A 24,010-nucleotide genomic window follows, 5' to 3' on the forward strand; every position below is an offset into this window, starting at 1 on the left:
CTCAGTAGTGAAACGATGCATCGCCGATGGTAGTGTGGGGTTTCCCCATGTGAGAGTAGGTCATCGTCAAGATTAAATTCCGAAACCCCTGTTTGCTAACGCAAACAGGGGTTTTGTTTTGGGCGGTCGAAAAGACATCTACATCCCAATTCCGCCAATAACTGTCCACAGTGCTAAAGTCGCACCCTCGATTTTGCTTTTCCCAAGGAAGCCGTTATGCCGGATGCGACGTCCCTCAGCGCTGGATTCATGGTGGTTCACGGCAATCGCCTGGATGAACTGCGCAGCCTGGTGGTCAGCTGGATGCGCCGCTACCCCCTGGCGCCCCTGGAAAACGAAATCGCCCTGGTGCAAAGCAACGGCATCGCTCAATGGCTCAAGTTGGCCCTGGCTGAAGATCCGGAAGAGGACGACATGGGCGGCTGCGGTATCGCTGCAGCAATTGACGTGCAACTGCCCGGTAGCTTCATGTGGCAGCTCTACCGCATGGTCCTTGGCCGTGACGAAATCCCACCCCAGTCCCTGCTCGATAAGGCCCCCCTGACGTGGCGCCTGATGCGCCTGCTCCCAGAGCTTATCGATCAGCCACACTTCGAACCGTTGCAGCGCTTCCTCACCCACGACACCGACTTGCGTAAACGCTACCAACTCGCCGAGCGCCTGGCTGACTTGTTCGACCAATACCAGGTCTACCGCGCCGACTGGCTGGAAGACTGGGCTGCCGGCCGCCACCAACTGCGTAACGGCCGAGGCGACGCCAAACCGCTCAATCCTGCTAACTGCTGGCAAGCCGAACTGTGGCGCGCACTGCTGTTGGATGTCGGTGAAGAAGGCATGGCCGAAAGCCGCGCAGGCGTCCACCAACGCTTCATCGAACGCATCAATACGCTCGAAAGCGCCCCATCAGGGCTGCCATCCCGAGTCATTGTTTTCGGAATCTCCTCGTTGCCAGCACAGGCGCTGGAAGCCCTTGCCGGGCTCGCACGATTCAGCCAAGTCCTGCTTTGCGTACACAACCCGTGTCGCCATCATTGGTCCGACATCGTCGCCGACAAAGACCTGCTGCGTAACGAATACAAACGCCAAGCGCGTAAATCCGGCATGCCGGTCAGTATCGATCCACAAACGCTGCACCAGCACGCCCACCCGCTACTGGCTGCCTGGGGCAAACAAGGCCGTGACTACATCAGCTTGCTAGACAGCTACGATGACCCCAACAGCTACCGTGCAGCGTTCCGCGATGGTCGTATCGACCTGTTCAGTGACAGCGATCCCACCACGCTGCTCAATCAGCTCCAGGACGATATCCTCGAACTGCGCCCACTCAATGAAACCCGCGAACTATGGCCTGCCGTCGATCTGGAGCGAGATACCTCAATCCGCTTCCACATCGCTCACAGCGCTCAACGCGAAGTAGAAATCCTCCACGACCAACTGCTCCAACGGTTTAGCGCCGACCCCACGCTGCGTCCCAGGGACATCATCGTCATGGTCCCCTACGTCGACAGTTACGCGCCGCATATCCGCGCCGTGTTCGGCCAGCTTGAGCGCAACGACCCGCGCTTCATCCCATTCACCCTGACTGACCAAGGCCAGCGCGGCCGCGACCCTCTGCTGATCGCCGTCGAACATCTGCTGAAACTCCCCGACAGCCGCTTCCCTGTCAGCGAAATCCTCGATCTGCTTGACGTTCCTGCCCTGCGCGAACGCTTCGCCATCAAGGAACGCGACCTGCCCACACTGCACCGCTGGATTGAAGGCGCCGGCATCCGCTGGGGCCTCAACGCCGAACAGCGCGCAGGCCTGGGCCTGCCCACGGATCTGGAACAAAACAGTTGGCGTTTCGGCCTACGCCGCATGTTGCTCGGTTACGCCGTAGGCACCGGCGCCGCGTGCGACGGCATCGAGCCCTACGACGAAATCGGTGGTCTCGACGCCGCCCTGATCGGCCCGCTGGTCGCCTTACTCGACGCACTCAGTGACGCCCATCAAGCGCTGTCGCACCCCGCGCCTCCGCAGACGTGGGGCGAACGCCTGCAACGCCTGATGCAACTGTTCTTTCTGCCGAGCAGCGAACACGACGACTACCTGTTGGGCCAACTTGAACAACTCCGAGAGGCCTGGCTGGAAACCTGCGAGTCCGTGGGCCTACAAGACGAGTTACCGCTCACCGTAGTCCGTGAAGCCTGGCTGGCTGGCCTGGACCAAGGGCGCCTGTCCCAGCGCTTTCTCGCCGGGGCTGTTAATTTCTGCACCCTGATGCCCATGCGCGCGATCCCGTTCAAGCTCGTTTGCCTGCTCGGCATGAACGACGGCGATTACCCCCGCGCCCAACCACCGCTGGACTTCGACCTGATGGGCAGTGATTACCGCCCCGGCGACCGTTCACGCCGTGAAGACGATCGGTACCTGCTGCTCGAAGCCCTGCTTTCAGCGCGTGACCAGCTCTACATCAGTTGGGTGGGTCGCAGCATCCGCGACAATAGCGATCGTCCTGCCTCGGTATTGATCGGCCAACTGCGCGACCATCTCGCCAGCGGCTGGCATCACGCAAACAGCGATGAAGCGCTTATCGAAGCCATGACCCAAGAGCATCCGCTGCAACCGTTCAGCGCCCGCTACTTCCATGAGGGCGACGCGCTGTTCAGCTTCGCCCGCGAATGGCAATTGCTTCACGTAGCCTGCGACGCGCCCTCAACAGAACACGACCTGCCACCGCACGAACAGGAAGAGCCTTTGAGCCTCGGCCAGTTACAAGACTTCCTGCGCAACCCGGCCAAACACTTCTTTAGCCAACGTCTGAAAGTATTCTTCGAAGCCGCCGAAGTGCCGTTGGCCGACGAAGAGCCCTTTGTCCTCGACGCACTGCAACGCTATAGCCTGAGTGACAGCTTGCTGAACGCTGCACTCACTAACCCCGATCATCTCGACCAGGCCCTGAACGCCCAGGCCTTGCGACTGCAAGGCAGTGGCCTGTTGCCCATGGTCGGTTTCGGCGAATGCCTCCGCAACGAACTGATGGAGCCTTTACCCGACCTTCTGCAACGCTATCGACAATTGTTGGCTCTCTGGCCCACCCAACATACTGGCGCCGAACCTGTCAGTTTTGAACATGAGGGTGTTCAGTTGGAAGGCTGGATCAGCGGTCTGCATCGACGCAGTGATGGCGGGTTGCTAAGCGTCACCACCATTCCCAACAGCATTGGTTCGATCAAGACCCGCAAGTGGCATCGCCTTATCCGCCCTTGGGTCAATCACGTGGTTGCCTGCGCTTGCGGCCTGCCGTTAAGCACCGGCTTGGTGGCTAGCGACGACACGTTGCTCCTGCCGCCTCTGGATAAATCCATCGCACAGGAAATCCTCGGCAACTTGCTGCTCGCCTGGCACGCAGGCATGAGTAAACCGTTACCCGTAGCTGTCAAAACCGCCTTCGCCTGGCTCGGTCAAACCGATCCTGCCAAGGCCCAGGCGGCCGCCAGTAAAGCCTACGAAGGCGACGGCCTGACCTCCGACGGCGAGCGTCGCGAAACCCCAGCGCTCACTCGGCAATTCCCCGACTACGCCGCGCTCATCGCCAGCGAAGAATTCGAAGGTTGGTGCGAAACCCTCTATCGCCCGCTGATCAACGCCCCATGGCGATCACTCACAGGTGAGGAGGCCGGCGCATGACCAGCAAACCTTTAGCCCTTGCCTTCCCGCTCAAGGGCAGCCAGCTGATTGAAGCCAGCGCCGGTACCGGCAAGACGTTCACTATCTCTGCCCTCTACCTGCGCCTTGTCCTCGGCCACGGTGGCGAAGCGTCCGGCTTTGGTCGCGAGCTGTTGCCGCCGCAAATCCTGGTAGTGACATTCACTGACGCCGCCACCAAAGAGCTGCGCGAACGCATCCGCATTCGTCTTGCCGAGGCCGCGCGGTTCTTCCGCGAAGAAATTGAACAGCCTGACGCCCTGATCGCTGATCTGCGCGACGAGTATCCACCCGAACAGTGGCCCGCCTGTGCCAACCGCCTGGACATCGCCGCGCAATGGATGGACGAAGCCGCCGTCTCGACGATCCACAGTTGGTGCCAGCGCATGCTGCGCGAACACGCCTTCGACAGCGGTAGCCTGTTCACCCAGACCCTGGAAACCGACCACAGCGACCTGCTCGGTGAGGTGCTGCGCGACTACTGGCGGTTGTTTTGCTACCCGATGCACGACGACGCGCTCAACTGGGTACGCAACAACTGGGGCGGTCCCGCCGCATTGATGCCGCGAGTCCGCGCGTTGTTCGGCAGCGAACGGCCCACCGATGAAGTCCGCGAGCCCGCCGAGCTGATCAACGCCTGCCTGCAAGAGCGCCGTGAAGCGCTCACACAGCTCAAAGCCCCCTGGCAACAATGGGCCGTCGAGCTACGCGACATCTGCCTGCAAGCCGTGGCCGCCAAAGCCGTCGACGGCCGCAAGATGCAAGCGCGTTACTTCGAGCCGTGGTTCGAAAAGATCGGCGCCTGGGCTGCTGACGACACTCTCGAACAACTCGATATCGGTACTGGCTTCACCCGCCTCACGCCCGACGGCATGGCCGAAGCCTGGAAGGGCGAGCCGCCCCAGCATCCTGGCATTGACGCCATGGCCGGTCTAAAGTCGGCCCTCGATGCGTTGCCGACCCCCGAGGCCGCTGTGTTGCAACACGCCGCCGGCTGGGTGGGCAAACGCTTCGAAGAAGAAAAACGCCGCCGCGCCGAAATGGGCTTCGACGACATGCTCATCCGCCTCAACGCCGCGCTGAAAGCTGACGGCGGCGAACGTCTGGCCAGTGTCATCCGCGAGCAATTCCCGGTGGCTCTGATCGACGAGTTCCAGGACACCGACCCGGTGCAGTACAGCATCTTCGACAGCATCTACCGCATCGAAGAAAACCACCTCGACAGTGGTCTGTTTCTGATCGGCGACCCCAAGCAAGCGATCTACGCCTTCCGTGGCGCTGACATTTACACTTACTTGCGCGCTCGTCAGTCCACCACCGGCCGCCACCACACGCTGGGCACAAACTTCCGCTCCAGCCATGCGATGGTCGAGGCAGTGAACCACGTGTTCCAGCGCGCAGAAAAAGGCCGTGGCGCGTTCCTGTTCCGCGAACCGGATGGCCAGAATCCGGTGCCGTTCCACTCGGTGCTGTCCCAAGGCCGCAAGGAACGATTGCAGGTTAGTGGCCAAACGCTGCCGGCGATGAATCTCTGGCATTTGCCCACCGAGCAGCCGGTTTCCAACCTGGTTTACCGTCAGCAATTGGCTGCCGCCTGTGCCACACAGATTGTTGAATTGCTCAACGGCGGACAGCAAGGCACAGCCGGTTTCCTACAGCCGGACGCGAGCTTCAACGGCGTGCTTCCGTCAGATATCGCCATCCTCGTTCGCGACGGCAAGGAAGCTCAAGCCGTGCGGTCTGAACTGGCAGCGCGTGGCGTGCGCAGTGTGTACCTGTCCGACAAAGACTCGGTCTTCGCCGCCCAGGAAGCCCACGACCTGCTGGCCTGGCTCAAGGCCTGCGCCGAGCCGGATGTTGAGCGCCCGCTGCGCGCAGCCCTGGCTTGCGTCACCCTGAACCTGTCACTGCCGGAACTGGAGCGCCTGAACCAGGACGAACTCGCATGGGAAAGCCGCGTCATGCAGTTCCGTGGCTATCGCGTGATCTGGCGCACCCAAGGTGTGCTGCCGATGCTGCGTCGCCTGCTCCACGATTTTAAACTGCCGCAAACCCTGATCGCGCGCAGTGACGGCGAACGTGTGCTGACCAACCTGCTGCATCTCAGCGAACTGCTGCAACAGGCCGCATCGGAACTGGACGGCGAACAGGCGCTGATCCGCCACTTGGCCGAACACCTGGCGCTGTCGGGCCAGGCGGGTGAGGAACAAATCCTGCGCCTGGAAAGTGATGAACAATTGGTCAAGGTGGTGACTATCCACAAGTCCAAGGGCCTGGAATACGACTTGGTCTTCCTGCCTTTCATCTGCTCAGCCAAACCAGTCGATGGCAGCCGTTTGCCCCTTCACTACCACGATGAACACGGCAAGTCGCAGGTCAGTCTGCGTCCGACCGCTGAGTTGATCGCCCAGGCCGACAACGAGCGTCTGGCCGAAGACCTGCGCCTGTTCTACGTCGCCCTGACCCGCGCCAAGCATGCGTGCTGGCTCGGCATCGCCGACCTCAAGCGTGGCAACAGCAATAGCTCCGTGCTGCACTTGTCGGCGTTGGGCTATTTGCTTGGCGCGGGTGCGTCGCTGGGAGAGTCCGCGGGTCTGGCGCGCTGGTTGTTGGATCTGCAAGAGGGTTGCACCGCAATCCACTATGCCCACGTGCCCGACGCGCAAGACATCATCTTCCACCCGCCGCGCAACGAAGCCCTGCTTAGAGCGCCCTTGCTGCCCAAACGCAAAGCGGCCGAAAACTGGTGGATCGCCTCCTACAGCGCCTTGCGCATTGGCGACAGCATGAGTGCCGCCAGTCTCGAAGCGCCGGAAAGCGCACAAGCCCAGAAGCTGTTCGATGACGAACGCCTCGATCCGGACGCACCCCGCGAGGTGGCGGCGTCCGGCGGCGACATTCACCGGTTCCCACGTGGCCCGAACCCTGGGACCTTTCTCCACGGTCTGCTGGAGTGGGCGGGGGAGGAGGGCTTCAACGTCACCCCCGAGGCTATCGAAAAAGCAGTAGGGGCTCGTTGCAATCGCCGCAACTGGGAAGGTTGGATCGTCACCCTCAGCAGTTGGCTGGGCCACTTGCTGCAAGCGGCGCTGCCTGTGGACAACAACCACGTCAGCCTGAAAAGCCTGCAGCATTACCAGGTCGAAATGGAGTTCTGGTTCGCCAGCCATAAAGTCGACGTACTCGCCCTCGACAAACTGGTGTGTCAGTACACCCACAACGGCGTTTCCCGCGTCGCCGCCGAACCCGTGCTGCTCAACGGTATGTTCAAGGGCTTTATCGATTTGACGTTCGAACATGACGGCCGCTATTACGTGGCCGACTACAAATCCAACTGGCTCGGCCCCGACGATTCGGCCTACACACAGGACGCCATGGAACAGTCGATCCTCGAGCATCGGTACGACCTGCAATACGTACTTTACCTGCTGGCCCTGCACCGCCAACTCAAGGCGCGCCTGCCGGACTACGACTACGACCGCCATGTCGGCGGTGCGCTTTACCTGTTCCTGCGCGGCACCCAGTCCGTGAGCCAGGGCGCGTATTTCACCCGGCCACCACGGGAACTGATCGAAGGCCTGGACCTGCTGTTCCAGGGCAAGCCTATCCCGCCCAAGGTTGAGCCCGCCTGGGAACAAGGAGTGCTGCTATGAGCCTGTCGCCGTTACCGCTTGAGGACCTGATGCCTCTCAGCCGTGCCAATGACCTGGTGCAACTGCTGGAGCGTTGGGTGGATCGCGGTTGGTTGCGCGCCCTGGACAAAGCCTTCGTCGGCTTCCTGCACGAACTTGATCCGGACGCTGACCCGCTGGTGCTGCTGGCCGCTGCGCTGACCAGCCATCAATTGGGCCATGGTCATGTTTGCCTCGACCTGTTCGAAACCCTCAAGGCGCCGGATTTCGCTCTATCCTTGCCGCCTGAAGGCGACCAGCAAACCGGTGCCATGTTGCTGCCGTCGCAATTGCTTGATGGCCTCGACGGCGCCCATTGGTGCCATGCGCTGGCCGCCAGCCATCTGGTCGCGTTGGCAATTGATGGCAGCGAGGCCGCCCAGCGTCGCCCATTGGTCCTGTCCGGCAAGCGCCTGTACCTGCGCCGCTACTGGACCTACGAGCGACGCATCGACACAGCCTTGCGGCTGCGTCTCGCCAGCCAGGAAAGTGTCGCCGCCGATTTGCCGCAGCGCCTGAACAACCTGTTCGACCAACCCCCGCCCGATGGCGTGATCGACTGGCAGAAACTTGCCTGCGCCCTGGCCACTCGCGGTGCATTCAGTATCGTCACTGGCGGCCCCGGCACTGGCAAGACCACCACCGTGGTGCGCCTGCTCGCGCTGTTGCAGGCGCCGGCGGTGGAAACTGGCAGTCCATTGCGCATTCGCCTGGCTGCGCCCACCGGCAAGGCCGCTGCACGCCTCACCGAGTCCATCAGCCAGCAAGTGCTGTCGCTGAAAGTGCCGGACAACGTGAAGGAAAAAATCCCGACTCAGGTCACCACCGTTCACCGCTTGCTCGGCAGTCGCCCGGGCACGCGGCATTTTCGTCATCACATCGGCAACCCGTTGCCCTTGGATGTGCTGGTGGTGGACGAAGCCTCGATGATCGACCTGGAAATGATGGCCAACCTGCTCGACGCCTTGGCGCCCCATGCGCGTCTGGTATTGCTCGGTGACAAAGACCAACTCGCGTCGGTGGAAGCGGGCGCTGTTCTCGGTGATTTGTGCCGAGACGCCGAAGCCGGCTTTTATAACGCCCAGACCCGCCAATGGCTGCAAGCCGTCAGTGGCGAAGACCTCAGCACCAGTGGCCTGCAGGCAGACCTCGACGGCAACCATCCCCTGGCCCAGCAAGTGGTGATGCTGCGTTACTCGCGACGTTTTGGCGAAGGCAGTGGTATCGGCCAACTGGCGCGCTGGGTCAACCAGCAAAACGCTGAGGAAGCCCGCAAGCTGCTGACGGCACGCAGCCACAGTGACCTGTTCTGCCTCAGCCTGAAGGGCGAGCACGATCACGCCCTCGAGCGTCTGGTCCTGGACGGGCAGGGCAGCGACGGCGCCCAAGGTTACCGTTACTACCTCAACCTGCTGCAAAGCGCGCGTCCATCTCCCGACACCCCACGTGAAGCCCCCGCCTGGACCCACTGGGCGCAACAACTGCTGCAAGCCTTCGACGCTTTCCAACTGCTCTGCGCGGTCCGCAAAGGCCCTTGGGGTGTGGAAGGCCTGAATCTGCGCATCACCGCAGCCTTGCGCAAGGTGCGGCTGGTAGAGGGTGACGAGCAATGGTACGAAGGCCGCCCGGTGCTCATGACCCGCAACGATTACGGGCTGGGCTTGATGAACGGCGACATCGGCATCGCCCTCAAATTGCCCGAAAGCGATGGCGGCCCGCAGGTACTGCGCGTGGCCTTCCCACGTAACGATGGTCAGCGCGGCGTACGCTTTGTGCTGCCCAGCCGTCTGAATGATGTGGAAACCGTGTACGCCATGACCGTGCATAAATCCCAGGGCTCTGAGTTCACCCACACGGCATTGATCCTGCCGGATGCGCTCAACCCGGTGCTCACCAAAGAACTGATCTACACCGGCATCACCCGGGCCAAGCGCTGGTTCAGCCTGATCGAACCGCGTGGTGGCGTGTTTGAAGAAGCGGTAAGGCGCAAGGTCAAGCGCCTGAGTGGGTTGATGCTTGAACTGGGGCACGAATCAGAAAAAGCTGACTGACAGGTCATGCAATATTTCTTATTCAGGCGTCTGATTTTTCTGAAAAAAGAGCGGGCCACGTGAAGACCCATTCCGCTGAGGGGTTCCACCACTGTGCTATCGTTGCGGCATGATCTGAAAAAAAACTGAGAGTGTCTCTGCATGAACATGGCTGTCTCGCCCACAGAGCGCAGTTTGAGCTGGAGACGCATGTTGCTGGTGGCGGCCCTGTGCGTGCTCGCACCACGCGCCTTCGCCCAGGCGCCCGAGCCCATTGACCTTGCCGCCCACCGTGCCCAAGCGGTCACCCAGGTGGTGCTCGGTATCCTCAGTTATGCGCGCTGGCCGGCTGAGCCTGCGCAATTGCGCCTGTGTATCGTCGGCCCGACCCAATACACCGACGACCTGGTCAAAGGCACCACCCAGGCCACCGGCCGTCCGGTCGTGGTGCAGCGCCTGCTGGCCAGCCATCCTGATATCGTCGACGCCTGCGATGCGGTGTACATCGGCAAACTCAGTGCCGACGAGCGCAGCCAGCTGTTTACCTCATTGATCGGCCACCCGGTGCTTAGCATCAGCGAAGGCGGTGACGAGTGCACCGTGGGCAGCCTGTTCTGCCTGCGGGTGAGTGATGAGCAAGTGTCATTCGACGTCAATCTCGACTCCGTCGCCCGCAGTGGCGTACGTATTCACCCCAGCGTGCTGCAGTTGTCACGTCGCCGAGCGCCCGCGCCATGAAGGCCGATAAAGTGCGACCGACGCTGCGCTCGGTCATCGGCCGGGGGCACCTGATCCTGGCGCTGGTCGCGGTGATCCTGGCCAGTGTTTCCCTGACGCTGCTCGGCGTGCTGGCGCTGAGGGTCTACGCCGAACACAACCTGCACCTGATCGCGCGCTCTATCAGCTACACCGTTGAGGCGGCGGTGGTGTTCAACGACAGCGCGGCGGCCACCGAGGCCCTTAGCCTGATTGCCTCCACCGAAGAGGTGGCGCGGGCAGACGTCTTCGATATCAACGGCAGGTTGTTGGCGCAGTGGATACGTCCGGAAACGGGCATGCTTTCGCGAGTTGAATTGGCGCTGGCGCATACCTTGCTCGAACAACCCATCAGCCAGCCGATTCTGCATCAAGGTCGCGCCGTCGGCAGCGTTAATCTCACCGGTCACGGCGGCAGTCTGCTGCGGTTCCTGCTCAGCGGGCTGGCTGGAATTCTCATGTGCACCGCGCTCAGCGCGTGGGTCGCCCTGCACCTTGCGCGACGCTTGTTACGTGGCATCACAGGTCCCCTGCAAAGCCTTGCCGCCGTGGCCCATGCCGCTCGCAGCGAACGTGACTTCGACCGCCGCGTACCGCCGGCGCAAATCGCTGAGCTCGACAGCCTGGGCAGTGACTTCAATGCCTTGCTCGGCGAGATGGAAGCCTGGCAAAGCCACCTGCAGAGCGAAAACGAATTCCTCGCCCACCAGGCCAACCACGACAGCCTCACCGGTTTGCCCAACCGGGCGTTCTTCGAAGGCCGTCTGATTCGTGCTCTGCGCAGCGCCGCCAAGGCCAAAGAGCAAGTGGCGGTGCTCTACCTCGACAGCGACCGCTTCAAAGAGGTCAATGACAGCTTTGGTCATGCCGCCGGCGATGCCGTCCTCGTGGCCGTCGCCCAGCGTGTGCGTGCGCAATTGCGTGAAGATGACCTGGTAGCGCGCCTGGGGGGGGATGAGTTCGCCGTCCTGCTGGCGCCGTTGCACGAGGTGGCAGACGCTAAGCGTATCGCCGACAAGATCATTGCCAGCATGGACCTGCCGATCCCCGTGCCCGGCAATACCGAGGTATTGACCTCCCTCAGTATCGGCATCGCCATCTACCCCGATCATGGTGCCACCCCCGGCACCCTGCTCAATGCGGCCGACGCGGCGATGTACCAGGCCAAGCGCCTGTCCTCGGGCGGCCAGCACACGGCGGAGTCGGAGCACGCCGCCGTCAATCTTCAACACAGGAGTTGACCCTTGTTCACCACCGCACGTTTTATGTTTATCTCCCTGCTGATGGCACTGCTCGCCCTCGGCGGCTGTCAGACGCCCCCACCCAAAGGCCTGACCCCGGCGCAGGTCGCGGTCCTCAAGCTGCAAGGCTTTGAAATGACCGACGAAGGCTGGTCATTCGGCCTGTCCGGCAAAGTGCTGTTTGGCAGCGATGTCGAGACCCTCAACCGACCCAGCACCGACATCGTCCAGCGCATCGGCAAGGCCCTGCTTGGCGTAGGTATCGAACGCGTTCGTGTCGATGGCCACACCGATGCGTCTGGCAAGGAAACCTACAACCAACAACTGTCCCTGCGTCGTGCCAAAAGCGTGGCCACGGTGCTGACCGGCGTGGGCATGAAAGAAGAAAACATCCAGCTACGCGGCTTGGGCAGTAGCAAACCGGTAGCCTCCAATGACACCGCTGAAGGGCGCACCGAGAATCGGCGGGTGTCGATTGTTGTGATCGCGGATTGAGCCCGTCCCGCCGACCTCAATGTGAAACCCCATCAACTGTGGGAGCTGGCCGGCGATAGCGGTGTCTCAGTACTGGATGTACTGACGGACATACTGCCATCGCAGGCAAGCCAGCTCCCACAGTGGGTTTTGCGGTGCCTTGCTACAGCGTTCGCTTAGCGGCCCGGTGTCATCGCCTGCGTTGACGCACCATCACCGTATCTCAGCAAAGACCGTCAAGCATGTTTCCTGTAGGAGAAGTCTGCCATGACGAATCTTGATGGCTAGGCTGACGAGGTTTCGCTTTTTCGCAAAGGGTGGGCTTAGTTAAATGGCCGCTCGAACTAACCACCGTAAAGGACTGCGATGAGCATAAACGTCAGTAATTTCCGCCAGGAAGTTTCTAAAACTAGACTTTCAAACATTGCTTTTGACGAGCTGTTGAGCGCAAGAGAGTTGTTCGAGTCTGAGCGTCAGGGAATTCGATTCGATACCAACGCCGCGCACATCAATCCTCTACACTTACCCGTCCTGAATAGGGAGCTAGATAGAATCCGAACCATGATCGATCATGAAAGCCATATCTTGATTCTTGATGGCTTTAAGGTCGACAAGCTTTCGATTTTCAAGTCGCTGATATGGACATTTGGCTCTCTACTCGGTGTGCCAATGGTGCAGAACCATCTCGGTCATAAGGTGATTGAGGTTTATGACAGGGGCGGTAAGAGCATTGAGGACGGTGCGAGATACCATCAAACCCGCCAAGGTGCCTATGTGCACAACGATGGAGTGAGCGACCCGTTGCCTATCGATTACTTGATCCTGGCTTGCGGACAAAAAGCGCTTTTGGGAGGTGAGAGTATTCTGATTGATGCAAGCGCGGTATACGCGGAGCTGATGGCGTTTCCAGAAATATTGGAAGAGCTTAAGTGCGACTTCTTTTTTGAAAACCGCGGTATGTCAGATGAGGAACAGTTGTTCAAAGCACCTATTCTGAGCTTCTCCAATGAAGGTATTCCGCTGATCAGATACTTTCGCGTCTACATTGAGTCCGCTCACCTTAAAGCGGGAGTGCCATTAACAGTGGCCCCATCCCAAGCGCTAGACTTTCTTGACACCGCTCTCGATCAGTCATCGGTTCAGCATCGAGTGTTGCTGGAACCAGGGCAGGTACTCATTTCAGCCGATAACAAGTTTCTCCACACCCGCACGCACTTTATAGATATGAATACTCCACGTTGCGTGATTGATGATGCGAAGTCCTTGAACGATCTAAATCGCTACTTGCTACGGATGTGGTTGCGCAAGCAGTGATGCCCCGATGCTCATAACTTACATCCCCCCCACTATCCGCCATAAGCCGAACCCCATGGACAACTCCGATATCGCGATCACGCTGGTCCTGATCTCTGCCTTTATGCATGCCACTTGGAACGCCGTAGTCCGCGCCGGTAGCAGTCGCTTCATGACCTTGGCCATGGTGGATGGCACCGCGCTGGTGATATGCCTGTTGGCGTTGCCGCTTGTCAGTGTGCCCAGCCTGGAGGTAGGGGGTTATATCCTCGTCTCCGTGGTACTCAATACGGTCTATCGGTTATTTCTGATCAAAGCTTACGAAACGGGTGACTTCGGTCAGGTTTATCCGGTGATGCGTGGGGTACCGCCGGTATTTGTCGCATTGTTTTCCTACTTTCTGTTGCATGAACAGTTGTCACTGCAGGCGCTGGTGGGGGGGGCGCTGATATGTGTGGGAATTATCAGCCTGACCTTTGTGCGCAGGATGACGGCGCAGATGTTCAAGCCGATTCTGATGGCGGTGTGCGCTGGAGCATTTATCGCGTCTTACACGGTAGTGGACGCCAAAGGTGTAAGAGCCAGTGAGACGGTGCTGCAGTACATCATCTACCTGACGGTGTTCCAGAGTATTCCGATCCCACTGCTGGCGTTTTCCAAAGAGCGCTCGGCTTTGGCTCAAGCGATACGTGGGCATTGGCGAGTTGGCCTATTAGGCGGCGTTTTTTACTTGGCGTCCTACGCACTGGTGTTGTTTGCGTTGTCGCTGGACGCGGTGGCCAAGGTCTCAGCGCTGCGGGAAACCAGTGTTATTATCGGCGCCATTATTGCCGCGCTGTTCTTTCATGAACGGTTCGGTTGGCGACGGATGCTGTCGGCATTCGTCATTGTTAGCGGGATCATCTTGATCAAAGTGAGCACCTGATGGCTCAGCGTCCGCCTCCCACACCGATGCTTCAAGCGTTCGTCAGCGCTGCGCAAACCGGTAGTTTTGCGCGTGCGGCGTCTGAGCTTAACCTCACTGCCAGCGCCATTAGTCATCAAATTGCAGGCCTGGAGGAATGGTGGGGCGTGCAGTTGTTTGAGCGGCATTCACGCGGCGTCAAGCTGACCCAGGCGGGGCAAGCCTTGTTGCCGGTTACCGATGGTTTTTTCAAGGCGCTGGATGGGGTACTGCAATCTCTCAACCCCGGTAAATCCCGACCGTTGTACCTCTCATGCACGTCTTCTCTCTGTTCGACGTGGCTAATCCCCAGGATGCATGGGTCGCACACAGAGGCCTCGTTCAACCTTGATCTGGTGTTGACTAGCGCCGATATGAACAGCACCAGCCTGGAAGCTCATCAATACGATGTCGCGGTGGTGATGGGGTACGGCGATTATCCGGATCACCATGTTGAACTGCTGATGTGCGACGCAGTATTTCCCGTTTGCTCGCCGGAATTTCTACGGTTGAAGGGGGATATTTCACTGGAGGATGTCGCCCGGTACCCGCTGATTCATCGGGTGGACGATCAGGTGTGTCCAGGGTGGGAAAGTTGGTTTGCGTTTCAGGGGCTGGCGGCGCCTCCTTATCACCATGGGCCACGATTTCCGGATTCGAGCTTGGCGATCAGCCTGGCGGTGAAGGGCACAGGCATCGCACTGGGCAGGACTGCGTTGGTATACGACCAATTGGAAGACGGCGCGTTGGTTGCGTTGAAAAGCCCCGCGATGATGTCGCCAGCGGCGTACTACATCATTTGTCGAAACGGGCGGCAATTAGAGCCGGATATCGCTCGGCTGATTGAATGGCTCAAGACCAGTGCGAGTAAGTTTCTGCGCGAAGTTCGGGCTCGGTATCCGCAAATTGCCGGGGCTGGTGCGGTTTAAATGTAGGAAGGAGCAAGGCTCCTCCCGCATTCGAACGGTATTTGCTTATCGGCCCGCTGTCATCGCCTGCGTCAGGTCATCCACCACGGCCTTGCCCATTTCACACAGGTAATGCGCAGCCCATGCGTAGTGCTCGCCGCGTACATCCATGGCGGCTTCCATCGCGAGTTTCTTGGAGTAAAAAAGTAGGGTAGAGGCGTGTTCCAGCGCTTCGTTGAGCGGCATGCCGGCATTGACGCGGAATAGCGGTTTTTCGTTTTCGCCATAGTCGCCGAAGGTGACGACGCCGAGGGTGGTGAGGGAGGAAAGCGGTGGATCGGGAATGATTTTGCTCATGATGATTGCTCTCTGCTGAAGTAGAGCCGCCACATCACATCGCTAAACATGAAGAGGGTGGCAGCTGTGTGCGGGTTAGCGATCCGGGCCAGAGCGCATCCCGGGTAGACTCGAAAGTCTCCCGCACACAGCCGCCATAAAACGCTAATAGCTGACGGACGCCAGCTGATGATGTTGGGGCAGTGTCACGCTCAAACCCGGATCGCTAAACCCGATCGCTGATGTGCAGCGACCCAGCGAGGCTAGTGATCCAAACGGTACAGCGCAATAGGCCGGAGATTCTCTAGGAAACGTCCTGCAAATTAAAGCGAATCGTCGTTGATGGCGCTTTAATCCGCAAACCTAATCTCCCGCGTCTCCCCCATCAACAACCCCTGATTCTGCTCCGTCACTTCCCTGATGTAATCCCACAACAACGTAATCCGCTTCAGCTTCCTCAAGTCCTCCCGGCAATACATCCAGAACTGCCGCGTAATCGCAATCTGATCCCCCAACACCGGCAGCAACCGCGGATCCTGCGCCGCCAGAAAGCACGGCAATATCGCCATCGACCGCCCCTGTTGCGCCGCCACGTACTGCGCGATCACGCTGGTACTGCGCAAACTGGCGCTGGCGCCGGGCACCACATTCGCCAGGTAAAGCAGTTCCGAACTGAACGCCAGGTCATCCACGTAGCTGATGAACGGATGCTCAGCCAAATCCGCCGGGCGTTGTATCGGCGGGTGTTGATCGAGGTATTCCTGGGTCGCGTACAGCTGCAGTTTGTAATCACACAGTTTGCAGCACACATAGGGCCCGTGTTCCGGGCGCTCCAGGGCGATGACGATATCGGCTTCGCGCTTGGACAGGCTAATGAAGTGGGGCAGGGGCAGGATATCCACTGAGATCGCCGGGTAGGTGTCGACGAAGTGGCTCAATTGCGGGGTGACGAAAAAGCTGCCGAAGCCTTCGGTGCAGCCCATGCGCACATGGCCGGACAGTGCCACGCCGGAGCCGGACACCTGTTCGCAGGCCATATGCAGGGTGCTTTCGATGGACTCCGCATAGCCCAGTAAACGCTGGCCCTCGGGGGTGAGGACGAAACCGTTGGTCCGGGATTTTTCGAAGAGCAGGGTACCGAGTGACATTTCCAGCGAACTGATGCGCCGTGACACGGTGGTGTAGTCCACCGCCAGGCGCTTGGCGGCGACGCTGGCCTTGCGGGTGCGGGCCACCTCAAGGAAAAACTTCAGGTCATCCCAGTTCAGGGAGCCCAGTGACGTGATGTTTTTTTGCATATTGGTCCGGCTTTTATGTGCGTTCTTATTAGAGATTTGCACATCTATACTCCAAAAACAGTCCGAACGCCTCATTCTTCAAGGCGATTCAACGCCTTGGTTCTCTGCATAAATATAAGATTGGAGACCACATGAACGCATCTGCCGATATTTCCGTGCAACAGGTCAAGTTGCTGATCAACGGCGAGTGGGTCGAGTCCAAGACCACCGAATGGCAAGACATCGTCAACCCGGCCACCCAGCAGGTGCTGGCCAAAGTTCCGTTCGCCACGGCCGATGAAGTGAACGCCGCCATCGACGCCGCGCATCGCGCCTTCCAGACCTGGAAGCTGACGCCGATCGGCGCACGCATGCGCATCATGCTCAAGCTGCAAGCCTTGATCCGCGAACATTCCAAGCGCATTGCGGTGGTCCTCAGCAACGAGCAGGGCAAGACCATTGCCGATGCCGAAGGCGATATTTTTCGTGGCCTGGAAGTGGTGGAACACGCCTGTTCCATCGGCACCCTGCAAATGGGCGAGTTCGCTGAAAACGTCGCCGGTGGCGTCGACACCTACACCCTGCGCCAGCCTATCGGCGTGTGCGCCGGTATTACGCCGTTCAACTTCCCGGCGATGATTCCACTGTGGATGTTCCCGATGGCGATTGCCTGCGGTAACACCTTCGTCCTCAAGCCTTCCGAGCAGGACCCGCTGTCGACCATGCTGCTGGTGGAGTTGGCGCTGGAAGCCGGGGTGCCTGCCGGCGTGCTCAACGTGGTGCACGGCGGTAAGGATGTGGTGGATGCGCTGTGCACCCATAAAGACATCAAGGCTGTGTCCTTCGTTGGTTCGACCGCCGTGGGCACTCACGTCTACGACCTGGCCGGCAAACACGGCAAGCGCGTGCAATCGATGATGGGCGCCAAGAACCACGCGGTGGTGCTGCCGGATGCCAACCGTGAACACACCCTCAACGCCCTGGTCGGCGCCGGTTTCGGCGCGGCAGGCCAGCGTTGCATGGCCACCTCGGTGGTGGTGCTGGTGGGCGCGTCGAAGCAGTGGCTGCCGGATCTCAAGGCGCTGGCGCAAAAGCTCAAGGTCAATGCCGGCAGCGAAGCCGGTACCGATGTCGGCCCGGTGATTTCCAAGCGCGCCAAGGCGCGAATCCTGGAACTGATCGAAAGCGGCGTGAAAGAAGGCGCCAAGCTGGAACTGGACGGCCGTGACATCAAGGTGCCGGGCTATGAGCAAGGCAACTTTGTCGGCCCGACCCTGTTCTCGGGCGTGACCACCGCTATGCAAATCTACACCCAGGAAATTTTCGGGCCGGTGCTTGTGGTGCTGGAAGTCGACACCCTGGATGAGGCCATCGCACTGGTCAACGCCAACCCGTTCGGCAACGGCACCGGCCTGTTCACCCAGAGCGGCGCGGCGGCGCGTAAGTTCCAGAGCGAAATCGATGTAGGCCAAGTCGGCATCAACATCCCGATTCCTGTGCCGGTGCCGTTCTTCAGTTTCACCGGTTCCCGTGGTTCCAAACTCGGCGACCTTGGCCCGTACGGCAAGCAAGTGGTGCAGTTCTACACCCAGACCAAAACCGTCACCAGCCGCTGGTTTGATGACGACACAGTCAACGATGGCGTCAACACCACCATCAACCTGCGCTGATTCGGGAGACGACCATGAAGATTGCATTTATCGGCTTGGGCAACATGGGCGCGCCCATGGCCCGCAACCTGATCAAGGCCGGCCACGCGTTGAACCTGTTCGACTTGAACCAGACGGTGCTCAAGGAACTGGCCGAGCTGGGCGGCGCTATCAGCGACTCACCGCGTGATGCGGCCAACGGCGCGGAGCTAGTGATCACGATGCTGCCCGCTGCTGCGCATGTGCGCAGCGTCTGGCTGAATGAAGACGGCGTGCTCGCCGGCATCGGCAAAGGCGTGCCGGCGGTGGACTGCAGCACCATCGACCCGCAAACCATCCGCGATGTGGCGGCTGCAGCGGCGAAGCAAGGCGTGGCCGTGGCTGACGCGCCAGTCTCTGGCGGCACGGGCGGCGCCCAGGCCGGTACGCTGACCTTCATGGTCGGCGCCAACCCTGAACTGTTCGCCACCCTGCAACCGGTGCTGGCGCAGATGGGCCGCAACATCGTGCATTGCGGCGACGTGGGCACCGGGCAAATCGCCAAAATCTGCAACAACCTGTTGCTGGGGATCAGCATGGTTGGCGTCAGCGAAGCCATGGCCCTAGGCGATGCCTTGGGTATCGACACGCAAGTGCTGGCGGGAATTATCAACAGCTCCACCGGGCGTTGCTGGAGTTCCGACACCTACAACCCATGGCCGGGCGTGATTGAAACCGCGCCGGCGTCCCGTGGCTACACCGGCGGGTTTGGTGCCGACTTGATGCTCAAGGATTTGGGCCTGGCCACTGAAGCGGCGCGCCAGGCCAAGCAGCCGGTGATCCTCGGCGCTGTGGCCCAGCAGTTGTATCAATCAATGAGCCAGCGTGGGGAAGGGGGCAAGGACTTCTCGGCGATTATCAACAGCTATCGCAAGCCCAAATAAGGTGCCGCTACGTGTAGTGAGCGGGCTTGCCCGGCGCCCCAGCGCGGGGCAAGCCCGCTCACTACAACAACTTCAAGCAAACACAAAATACTTACGCACCGTCTCGACCACTTCCCACGTACCCTTCATCCCCGGTTCCACCACAAAGATATCCCCAGCCCGCAAATGAATCGGTTCCAGACCTTCTGGTGTGATGATGCAGTAGCCTTCCTGGAAGTGGCAGTATTCCCACTTCACGTAGTCCACGTACCACTTGCCCGGTGTACAGATCCAGGTACCCATGATTTTGCTGCCGTCTTCGCTGGTGTAAGCGTTGAGGTTCACGGTGTGCGGGTCGCCTTCGAGCTTTTCCCATTTGCACGCGTCCAGGACCGGCAGGGGGTGGGTGTCGCGCAGTACGGTGATGGGCGTGGACATGATGACTCCAGGGCAGGGAATGGACAGATGAACCCTAAGGCCTCTGGCGTTGCGCCAGTGGTCTGAACTCGACATTGGGATGCTCAGAAGCGCAGGCGAATGCGATCCCTCTGGCACCCTGCGCTCCCACATTGGATCTTCAGTGGCTGATCCACCGTGCCGGAATGATATATCTAAGCGCCAATCCACCCATTCCTCGCAGTAAGTGCGAAAGATTTCCCGCTTCGCGCCAGAATTCGCAAGAAAATTCGCAGCAGGCCCTCGTATCATTCACCCCAGTAACCGCCGAGAGCCTTCAAATGAACCCAATAAAAACGTGGTGGGACATCAGCCCACCCTTGAGCACGGCGACCCCGACCTGGCCGGGCGATACGCCGTTCCAGGAAGAACGCGTGTGGCAGTTCGGCCCGGAGTGCCCGGTGAATGTCGGGCGCATTACCCTATCGCCGCACACCGGTGCCCATGTGGATGCACCGCTGCATTACAGCGCAGACGGCGCGCCGATTGGCGAGGTGTCGTTGGAGGTGTACATGGGGCCGTGCCGTGTGCTGCATTGCCTGGACAGCGTTGCGCTGGTGCAGCCGCATCAGCTGGAAGGCCGTGTGGATAACGTGCCGGAGCGTGTGTTGCTGCGCACTTATCCAAAAGCGCCACTCACCGAATGGGACTCGAACTTCACCGCCATTGCCCCGCAAACCATCGAGCTGCTGGCCAGCCTGGGTGTGCGTTTGATCGGTATCGACACCCCGTCCCTGGACCCGCAGCAGTCCAAGACCATGGATTCCCACAACGCCGTGTTCCGCCATGGCATGGCGATTCTGGAAGGCATCGTGCTCGATGACGTGCCGGAGGGCGACTATGAGCTGATCGCGCTGCCGCTGCGTTTCGCCAACCTCGACGCCAGCCCGGTCCGCGCCATTCTCCGTCCGCTCAAGGAACCCACGCGATGAGCCAATGTCCTTTCTCGCCTGATTACCAACCCCCGGAAGAATGGCATAACGCCGAACTGAATTTTTCCGAGTCCATGAGCTACGGCGATTACCTGGACCTGGGCAAAGTCCTCAGCGCCCAGCATCCGCTGTCGCCGGACCACAATGAAATGCTCTTCATCATCCAGCACCAGACCTCTGAGCTGTGGATGAAACTGATGCTCCACGAACTCAAGGCCGCCCGCGAGCACGTGCGCCTGGGCGAGTTGCCGCCGGCGTTCAAGATGCTGGCGCGGGTCTCGCGGATCTTTGATCAATTGGTGCACGCCTGGGCGGTGCTGGCGACGATGACGCCATCGGAGTACAAAGCCATTCGGCCGTTCCTCGGGCAGTCGTCTGGGTTCCAGTCGTTCCAGTACCGTGAGATCGAATTTATCCTCGGCAATAAAAGCGCGGCGCTGTTGCGGCCCCACGCCCATCGGCCGGAGCTGTTGAATCAGTTGAAAGTGGCGATTGCTACGCCGTCGCTGTATGACGAAGCGATCAACCTGATGGTCAAGGCAGGTTTGGCGATTGACCCGAAACGTGCCGAGCGCGACCCGACGGCGGCGACGGTTCACGATGAATCCGTGGAGGCCGCGTGGCGCGAGGTGTATCGCGATCCAAGCCGGTACTGGGATTTGTATCAGTTGGCCGAGAAATTTATCGACCTGGAGGATTCGTTCCGTCAGTGGCGCTTCCGCCATGTGACCACGGTGGAGCGGATTATCGGCTTCCAGCCGGGTACTGGCGGCACCGAAGGCGTGGGCTATTTGCGCAAGATGCTCGATACCGTGCTGTTCCCCGAACTCTGGCGAGTTCGCTCCACGCTGTAAACAAAAAGCCCCGGATCACCGGGGCTTTTCAGTTGGAACACATTCAAAACGGTGGGAGCTGGCTTGCCCGCTCCCACAGGGGTTATTGCATCACGGCTACTTTGGCGTTTTTCATCCGCAACCGGTAGGCAATGTAGATAATCCCCACCCACACCGGCATCGCATACACCGACTCGCGAATACCCGGGATCGCCAGCATCACGCTGATGATCATCAGCATGAACGCCAGGCACAGGTAGTTGCTGAACGGGAACCAGAAGGTCTTGAACGACGGCGTCACGCCTTGCTCGCCCATGGCCTTACGGAACTTGATATGGGTGATGCTGATTAGCGCCCAGTTGATCATCAGCGAGGCGACCACCAGCGCAAACAGCAACTCCAGCGCACTCTGCGGCGCGACGTAGTTGACCACCACGCACAGCATCGTCACCAGTGCCGAAATCGCCAGCGCCCGCAGCGGCACGCCTTGCTTGTTGAGTTTCATCAACGCTTTTGGCGCATCGCCTTGCTCGGCCAGGCCGAACAGCATGCGACTGTTGCAGTACACGCCGCTGTTGTACACCGACAGCGCCGCGGTCAGCACCACGAAGTTGAGGATGTGCGCAGCGGTGTCGTTGCCGATCAGCGAGAAGATCTGCACAAACGGGCTGCCGCTGTAGGGATCGCCCGACGCGCCGAGGGTTTGCAACAGTTGGTCCCACGGGTACAGCGACAGCAACACGGTGAGCGCGCCGACGTAGAAGATCAGGATCCGGTAGACGACTTGGTTGATCGCTTTCGGGATCACTTTGCGCGGCTCGCTGGCCTCGGCGGCGGTGATACCCACCAGCTCCAGGCCACCAAACGAGAACATGATGAATGCCATGGACATCAACAGCCCCATGCCGCCATTCGGGAAGAACCCGCCGTGGCTCCACAGGTTGCTGACGGACGCTTGCGGGCCGCCGGTACCGCTGAACAGCAGGTAGCAGCCAAGCACGATCATGCCGACAATCGCCACCACCTTGATGATCGCGAACCAGAACTCGGTCTCACCGAAGAACTTCACGTTCAGGGTGTTGATCAAGTTCACCGCGACAAAGAACACCAGCGCACTGACCCAGGTCGGGATCTCTGGCCACCAGAACTGGATGTACTTGCCCACGGCCGTCAGTTCGGCCATGCCCACCAGCACGTAGAGTACCCAGTAGTTCCAGCCCGCCAGGAAGCCTGCGTAACCGCCCCAGTATTTGTGGGCGAAGTGGCTGAAGGACCCGGCCACCGGCTCTTCGACGATCATTTCACCGAGCTGGCGCATGATCAGGAACGCGATAAAACCGGCAATCGCGTAACCGAGGATCATCGACGGCCCCGCCGACTTGAGCACCCCGGCCGAGCCGAGGAACAACCCCGTGCCGATCGCCCCTCCCAAGGCGATCAGCTGAATGTGCCGGTTCTTCAGGCCACGCTTGAGGCCTACCGGGTTAACCATGTCATCCGCCATTAACATTCCCTTCTACTTGTTTTTCTCAGGGTTGATTGCACGCAGCACCAACCCCTCAGAAGTGCTGAGGGGTCAGATATTACTCTGCGTAAACTTTTCGTAATACAGCTGAACGCCATCAAGTGCCTGATCCGCCAGCCATTGTTGGATGGACTCGACCATTGGAGGGGGGCCGCACAGCTACATATCCGCCGATCTGTCCCGCAATTCAGCCAAGTCGAAATGCTCGGTGAGGTAGCCCCGTTTGCCGGGCCATTCATCTGACGGGGCACTCAATACTTCGGTGTAGCGAAAATCAGCGATTTTTGTGGCATAGCCTTGGATGCGTGCCACCTCACATAAGTCTTCGGCGCCGCGCACGCCGTAGTACAGGTGCACGGGCTGGTTGCAGCCATTGGCAGCCAGTTCATCGAGCATCCCCAGCAACGCCGAAAGCCCGGTTCCACCCGCCACCAGCACCAGCGGTTGGGTGACGTGGCGCAGGTAGAAGGCACCGAGTGGCGCTTCCATCAACAGCTCATCGCCCACCTGGCAGCGCTCGCGGATGTAGTTGCTCATCACCCCATCGGGCAACAGGCGGATCAGAAACTGCAGTTGATTGCCCGCAAGGTTGGCGAAGGAGTAAGACCGCCAACTGTCCGTGCCAGGCACCGACAGGCGTGCGTATTGACCCGGCAGAAAATCCAGCGCCTGATCCAACTGCACCTGCAGGATCGCCGTACTCGCCGACACCTGCTGCACCGCGCTCACCGTGCCTCGCACCTGCACCGGACCGGGCGCATTGCACAGGCTTGAATCAAAGTCGAAATAGAACGTTGCGTCGGACTTCACCCGCGTCTGGCAACTGAGCATCTTGCGCTGTTGCAGATCGAGGCTCGACAGCGCTTCTTCGTCCACATAATCCTGGCTGTAATCGCCTGACTCGCAACGACCCTGGCAGGTGCCGCACACGCCTTCGCGACAGTCCAGAGGGATCTTGATGCCGTTGCGCAGTGCTGCGTCCAGCAGGATTTCATGGGTGCCTACCGGGAAAAACAGCGTCTTGCCATCGGCAAAACTGAAGGCCACTTTGTGATTCATCTGATTGCTCTCCAAACACCCCGTAGCAGCTGTGGAGG

At 60.0% G+C, this 24,010-nt stretch carries 17 protein-coding genes and 1 pseudogene; 13 read left to right on the forward strand and 5 right to left on the reverse strand.

Translation table 11 applies throughout. The features are described from left to right. Nucleotides 1-216: 216 nt before the first annotated feature. The 9 genes from recC (at nucleotide 217) to AACY44_RS23995 (ending at nucleotide 15,024) form a co-directional block, all read left to right on the forward strand. The gene (gene recC, locus AACY44_RS23955; RefSeq protein WP_339427503.1) at nucleotides 217-3,669 is read left to right on the forward strand and encodes an exodeoxyribonuclease V subunit gamma; all 3,453 of its coding nucleotides are present in this window, start codon (nucleotides 217-219) and stop codon (nucleotides 3,667-3,669) included. Then, nucleotides 3,666-7,340, forward strand: coding sequence for an exodeoxyribonuclease V subunit beta (recB, locus tag AACY44_RS23960; RefSeq protein ID WP_339420509.1), 3,675 nt, complete (start codon nucleotides 3,666-3,668; stop codon nucleotides 7,338-7,340). The genes recC and recB overlap by 4 nt, the downstream gene beginning before the upstream one ends. Further along, nucleotides 7,337-9,409 (forward strand): exodeoxyribonuclease V subunit alpha, encoded by a 2,073-nt coding sequence (gene recD / locus AACY44_RS23965; RefSeq protein WP_339420510.1) that lies wholly within the window; start codon nucleotides 7,337-7,339, stop codon nucleotides 9,407-9,409. The genes recB and recD overlap by 4 nt, the downstream gene beginning before the upstream one ends. 141 nt (nucleotides 9,410-9,550) lie before the next feature. After that, a complete protein-coding gene (locus AACY44_RS23970) occupies nucleotides 9,551-10,126 on the forward strand; it encodes a YfiR family protein (protein ID WP_339420511.1) in 576 nt (191 codons plus the stop codon). Beyond that, nucleotides 10,123-11,385, forward strand: coding sequence for a diguanylate cyclase domain-containing protein (locus AACY44_RS23975; RefSeq protein ID WP_339420512.1), 1,263 nt, complete (start codon nucleotides 10,123-10,125; stop codon nucleotides 11,383-11,385). Before AACY44_RS23970 ends, AACY44_RS23975 begins: the two co-directional genes overlap by 4 nt. A gap of 3 nt (nucleotides 11,386-11,388) precedes the next feature. Continuing rightward, complete coding sequence (locus AACY44_RS23980) at nucleotides 11,389-11,880, forward strand: OmpA family protein (RefSeq protein WP_339420513.1); 492 nt, start codon at nucleotides 11,389-11,391, stop codon at nucleotides 11,878-11,880. Nucleotides 11,881-12,225: 345 nt separating this feature from the next. Further along, a complete protein-coding gene (locus AACY44_RS23985; RefSeq protein ID WP_339420514.1) occupies nucleotides 12,226-13,173 on the forward strand; it encodes a TauD/TfdA family dioxygenase in 948 nt (315 codons plus the stop codon). A gap of 55 nt (nucleotides 13,174-13,228) precedes the next feature. After that, complete coding sequence (locus AACY44_RS23990; RefSeq protein ID WP_339420515.1) at nucleotides 13,229-14,077, forward strand: EamA family transporter; 849 nt, start codon at nucleotides 13,229-13,231, stop codon at nucleotides 14,075-14,077. After that, nucleotides 14,077-15,024 carry a LysR substrate-binding domain-containing protein gene (locus AACY44_RS23995; RefSeq protein ID WP_339427501.1) on the forward strand — a complete coding sequence of 316 codons (948 nt, stop codon included), beginning with the start codon at nucleotides 14,077-14,079 and terminating at the stop codon, nucleotides 15,022-15,024. The genes AACY44_RS23990 and AACY44_RS23995 overlap by 1 nt, the downstream gene beginning before the upstream one ends. A gap of 45 nt (nucleotides 15,025-15,069) precedes the next feature. On the opposite strand, the gene AACY44_RS24000 is transcribed toward AACY44_RS23995, so the two are convergent. Next, nucleotides 15,070-15,360: a DUF3077 domain-containing protein gene (locus tag AACY44_RS24000; protein ID WP_339531202.1), complete on the reverse strand. Its 291-nt coding sequence runs from the start codon at nucleotides 15,358-15,360 to the stop codon at nucleotides 15,070-15,072. 329 nt (nucleotides 15,361-15,689) lie between these two features. Beyond that, nucleotides 15,690-16,637, reverse strand: coding sequence for a LysR family transcriptional regulator (locus AACY44_RS24005; RefSeq protein WP_339437475.1), 948 nt, complete (start codon nucleotides 16,635-16,637; stop codon nucleotides 15,690-15,692). A 131-nt stretch (nucleotides 16,638-16,768) separates the two neighbouring features. Here AACY44_RS24005 and AACY44_RS24010 point away from each other — a divergent pair, with 131 nt between their 5' ends. Both AACY44_RS24010 and mmsB read left to right on the forward strand, forming a co-directional pair. Next, nucleotides 16,769-18,286: a CoA-acylating methylmalonate-semialdehyde dehydrogenase gene (locus AACY44_RS24010; RefSeq protein WP_339427500.1), complete on the forward strand. Its 1,518-nt coding sequence runs from the start codon at nucleotides 16,769-16,771 to the stop codon at nucleotides 18,284-18,286. Between the two features lie 14 nt (nucleotides 18,287-18,300). Continuing rightward, nucleotides 18,301-19,188, forward strand: coding sequence for a 3-hydroxyisobutyrate dehydrogenase (mmsB, locus tag AACY44_RS24015; protein ID WP_339531204.1), 888 nt, complete (start codon nucleotides 18,301-18,303; stop codon nucleotides 19,186-19,188). 72 nt (nucleotides 19,189-19,260) lie between these two features. Here mmsB and AACY44_RS24020 read toward each other — a convergent pair whose 3' ends face one another. Continuing rightward, a complete protein-coding gene (locus tag AACY44_RS24020) occupies nucleotides 19,261-19,605 on the reverse strand; it encodes a cupin domain-containing protein (RefSeq protein WP_049711538.1) in 345 nt (114 codons plus the stop codon). Between the two features lie 299 nt (nucleotides 19,606-19,904). Here AACY44_RS24020 and kynB point away from each other — a divergent pair, with 299 nt between their 5' ends. Together kynB and kynA are read left to right on the forward strand one after the other, a co-directional pair. Further along, nucleotides 19,905-20,555, forward strand: coding sequence for an arylformamidase (kynB, locus tag AACY44_RS24025; RefSeq protein ID WP_339420521.1), 651 nt, complete (start codon nucleotides 19,905-19,907; stop codon nucleotides 20,553-20,555). After that, on the forward strand, nucleotides 20,552-21,409 hold the full coding sequence (gene kynA / locus AACY44_RS24030) for a tryptophan 2,3-dioxygenase (RefSeq protein ID WP_219269019.1): 858 nt from the start codon (nucleotides 20,552-20,554) through the stop codon (nucleotides 21,407-21,409). Before kynB ends, kynA begins: the two co-directional genes overlap by 4 nt. A gap of 82 nt (nucleotides 21,410-21,491) precedes the next feature. On the opposite strand, the gene AACY44_RS24035 is transcribed toward kynA, so the two are convergent. After that, complete coding sequence (locus tag AACY44_RS24035; protein ID WP_339427499.1) at nucleotides 21,492-22,892, reverse strand: amino acid permease; 1,401 nt, start codon at nucleotides 22,890-22,892, stop codon at nucleotides 21,492-21,494. A gap of 72 nt (nucleotides 22,893-22,964) precedes the next feature. Next, a pseudogene (gene antC, locus AACY44_RS24040) lies at nucleotides 22,965-23,972 on the reverse strand (anthranilate 1,2-dioxygenase electron transfer component AntC). Between the last annotated feature and the right edge of the window lie 38 nt (nucleotides 23,973-24,010).

Source organism: Pseudomonas sp. RA_15y_Pfl1_P11 (assembly GCF_963970975.1).
Taxonomy (GTDB): Bacteria; Pseudomonadota; Gammaproteobacteria; order Pseudomonadales; family Pseudomonadaceae; genus Aquipseudomonas; species Aquipseudomonas tritici.

Bases quoted from the DNA above. Each gene is read 5' to 3' on its own strand.
- recC (WP_339427503.1), top strand. From the start codon at position 217: ATGCCGGATGCGACGTCCCTCAGCGCTGGATTCATGGTGGTTCACGGC.
- recB (WP_339420509.1), top strand. From the start codon at position 3,666: ATGACCAGCAAACCTTTAGCCCTTGCCTTCCCGCTCAAGGGCAGCCAG.
- recD (WP_339420510.1), top strand. From the start codon at position 7,337: ATGAGCCTGTCGCCGTTACCGCTTGAGGACCTGATGCCTCTCAGCCGT.
- AACY44_RS23970 (WP_339420511.1), top strand. From the start codon at position 9,551: ATGAACATGGCTGTCTCGCCCACAGAGCGCAGTTTGAGCTGGAGACGC.
- AACY44_RS23975 (WP_339420512.1), top strand. From the start codon at position 10,123: ATGAAGGCCGATAAAGTGCGACCGACGCTGCGCTCGGTCATCGGCCGG.
- AACY44_RS23985 (WP_339420514.1), top strand. From the start codon at position 12,226: ATGAGCATAAACGTCAGTAATTTCCGCCAGGAAGTTTCTAAAACTAGA.
- AACY44_RS23990 (WP_339420515.1), top strand. From the start codon at position 13,229: ATGGACAACTCCGATATCGCGATCACGCTGGTCCTGATCTCTGCCTTT.
- AACY44_RS23995 (WP_339427501.1), top strand. From the start codon at position 14,077: ATGGCTCAGCGTCCGCCTCCCACACCGATGCTTCAAGCGTTCGTCAGC.
- AACY44_RS24000 (WP_339531202.1), bottom strand. From the start codon at position 15,360: ATGAGCAAAATCATTCCCGATCCACCGCTTTCCTCCCTCACCACCCTC.
- AACY44_RS24005 (WP_339437475.1), bottom strand. From the start codon at position 16,637: ATGCAAAAAAACATCACGTCACTGGGCTCCCTGAACTGGGATGACCTG.
- AACY44_RS24010 (WP_339427500.1), top strand. From the start codon at position 16,769: ATGAACGCATCTGCCGATATTTCCGTGCAACAGGTCAAGTTGCTGATC.
- mmsB (WP_339531204.1), top strand. From the start codon at position 18,301: ATGAAGATTGCATTTATCGGCTTGGGCAACATGGGCGCGCCCATGGCC.
- AACY44_RS24020 (WP_049711538.1), bottom strand. From the start codon at position 19,605: ATGTCCACGCCCATCACCGTACTGCGCGACACCCACCCCCTGCCGGTC.
- kynB (WP_339420521.1), top strand. From the start codon at position 19,905: ATGAACCCAATAAAAACGTGGTGGGACATCAGCCCACCCTTGAGCACG.
- kynA (WP_219269019.1), top strand. From the start codon at position 20,552: ATGAGCCAATGTCCTTTCTCGCCTGATTACCAACCCCCGGAAGAATGG.
- AACY44_RS24035 (WP_339427499.1), bottom strand. From the start codon at position 22,892: ATGGCGGATGACATGGTTAACCCGGTAGGCCTCAAGCGTGGCCTGAAG.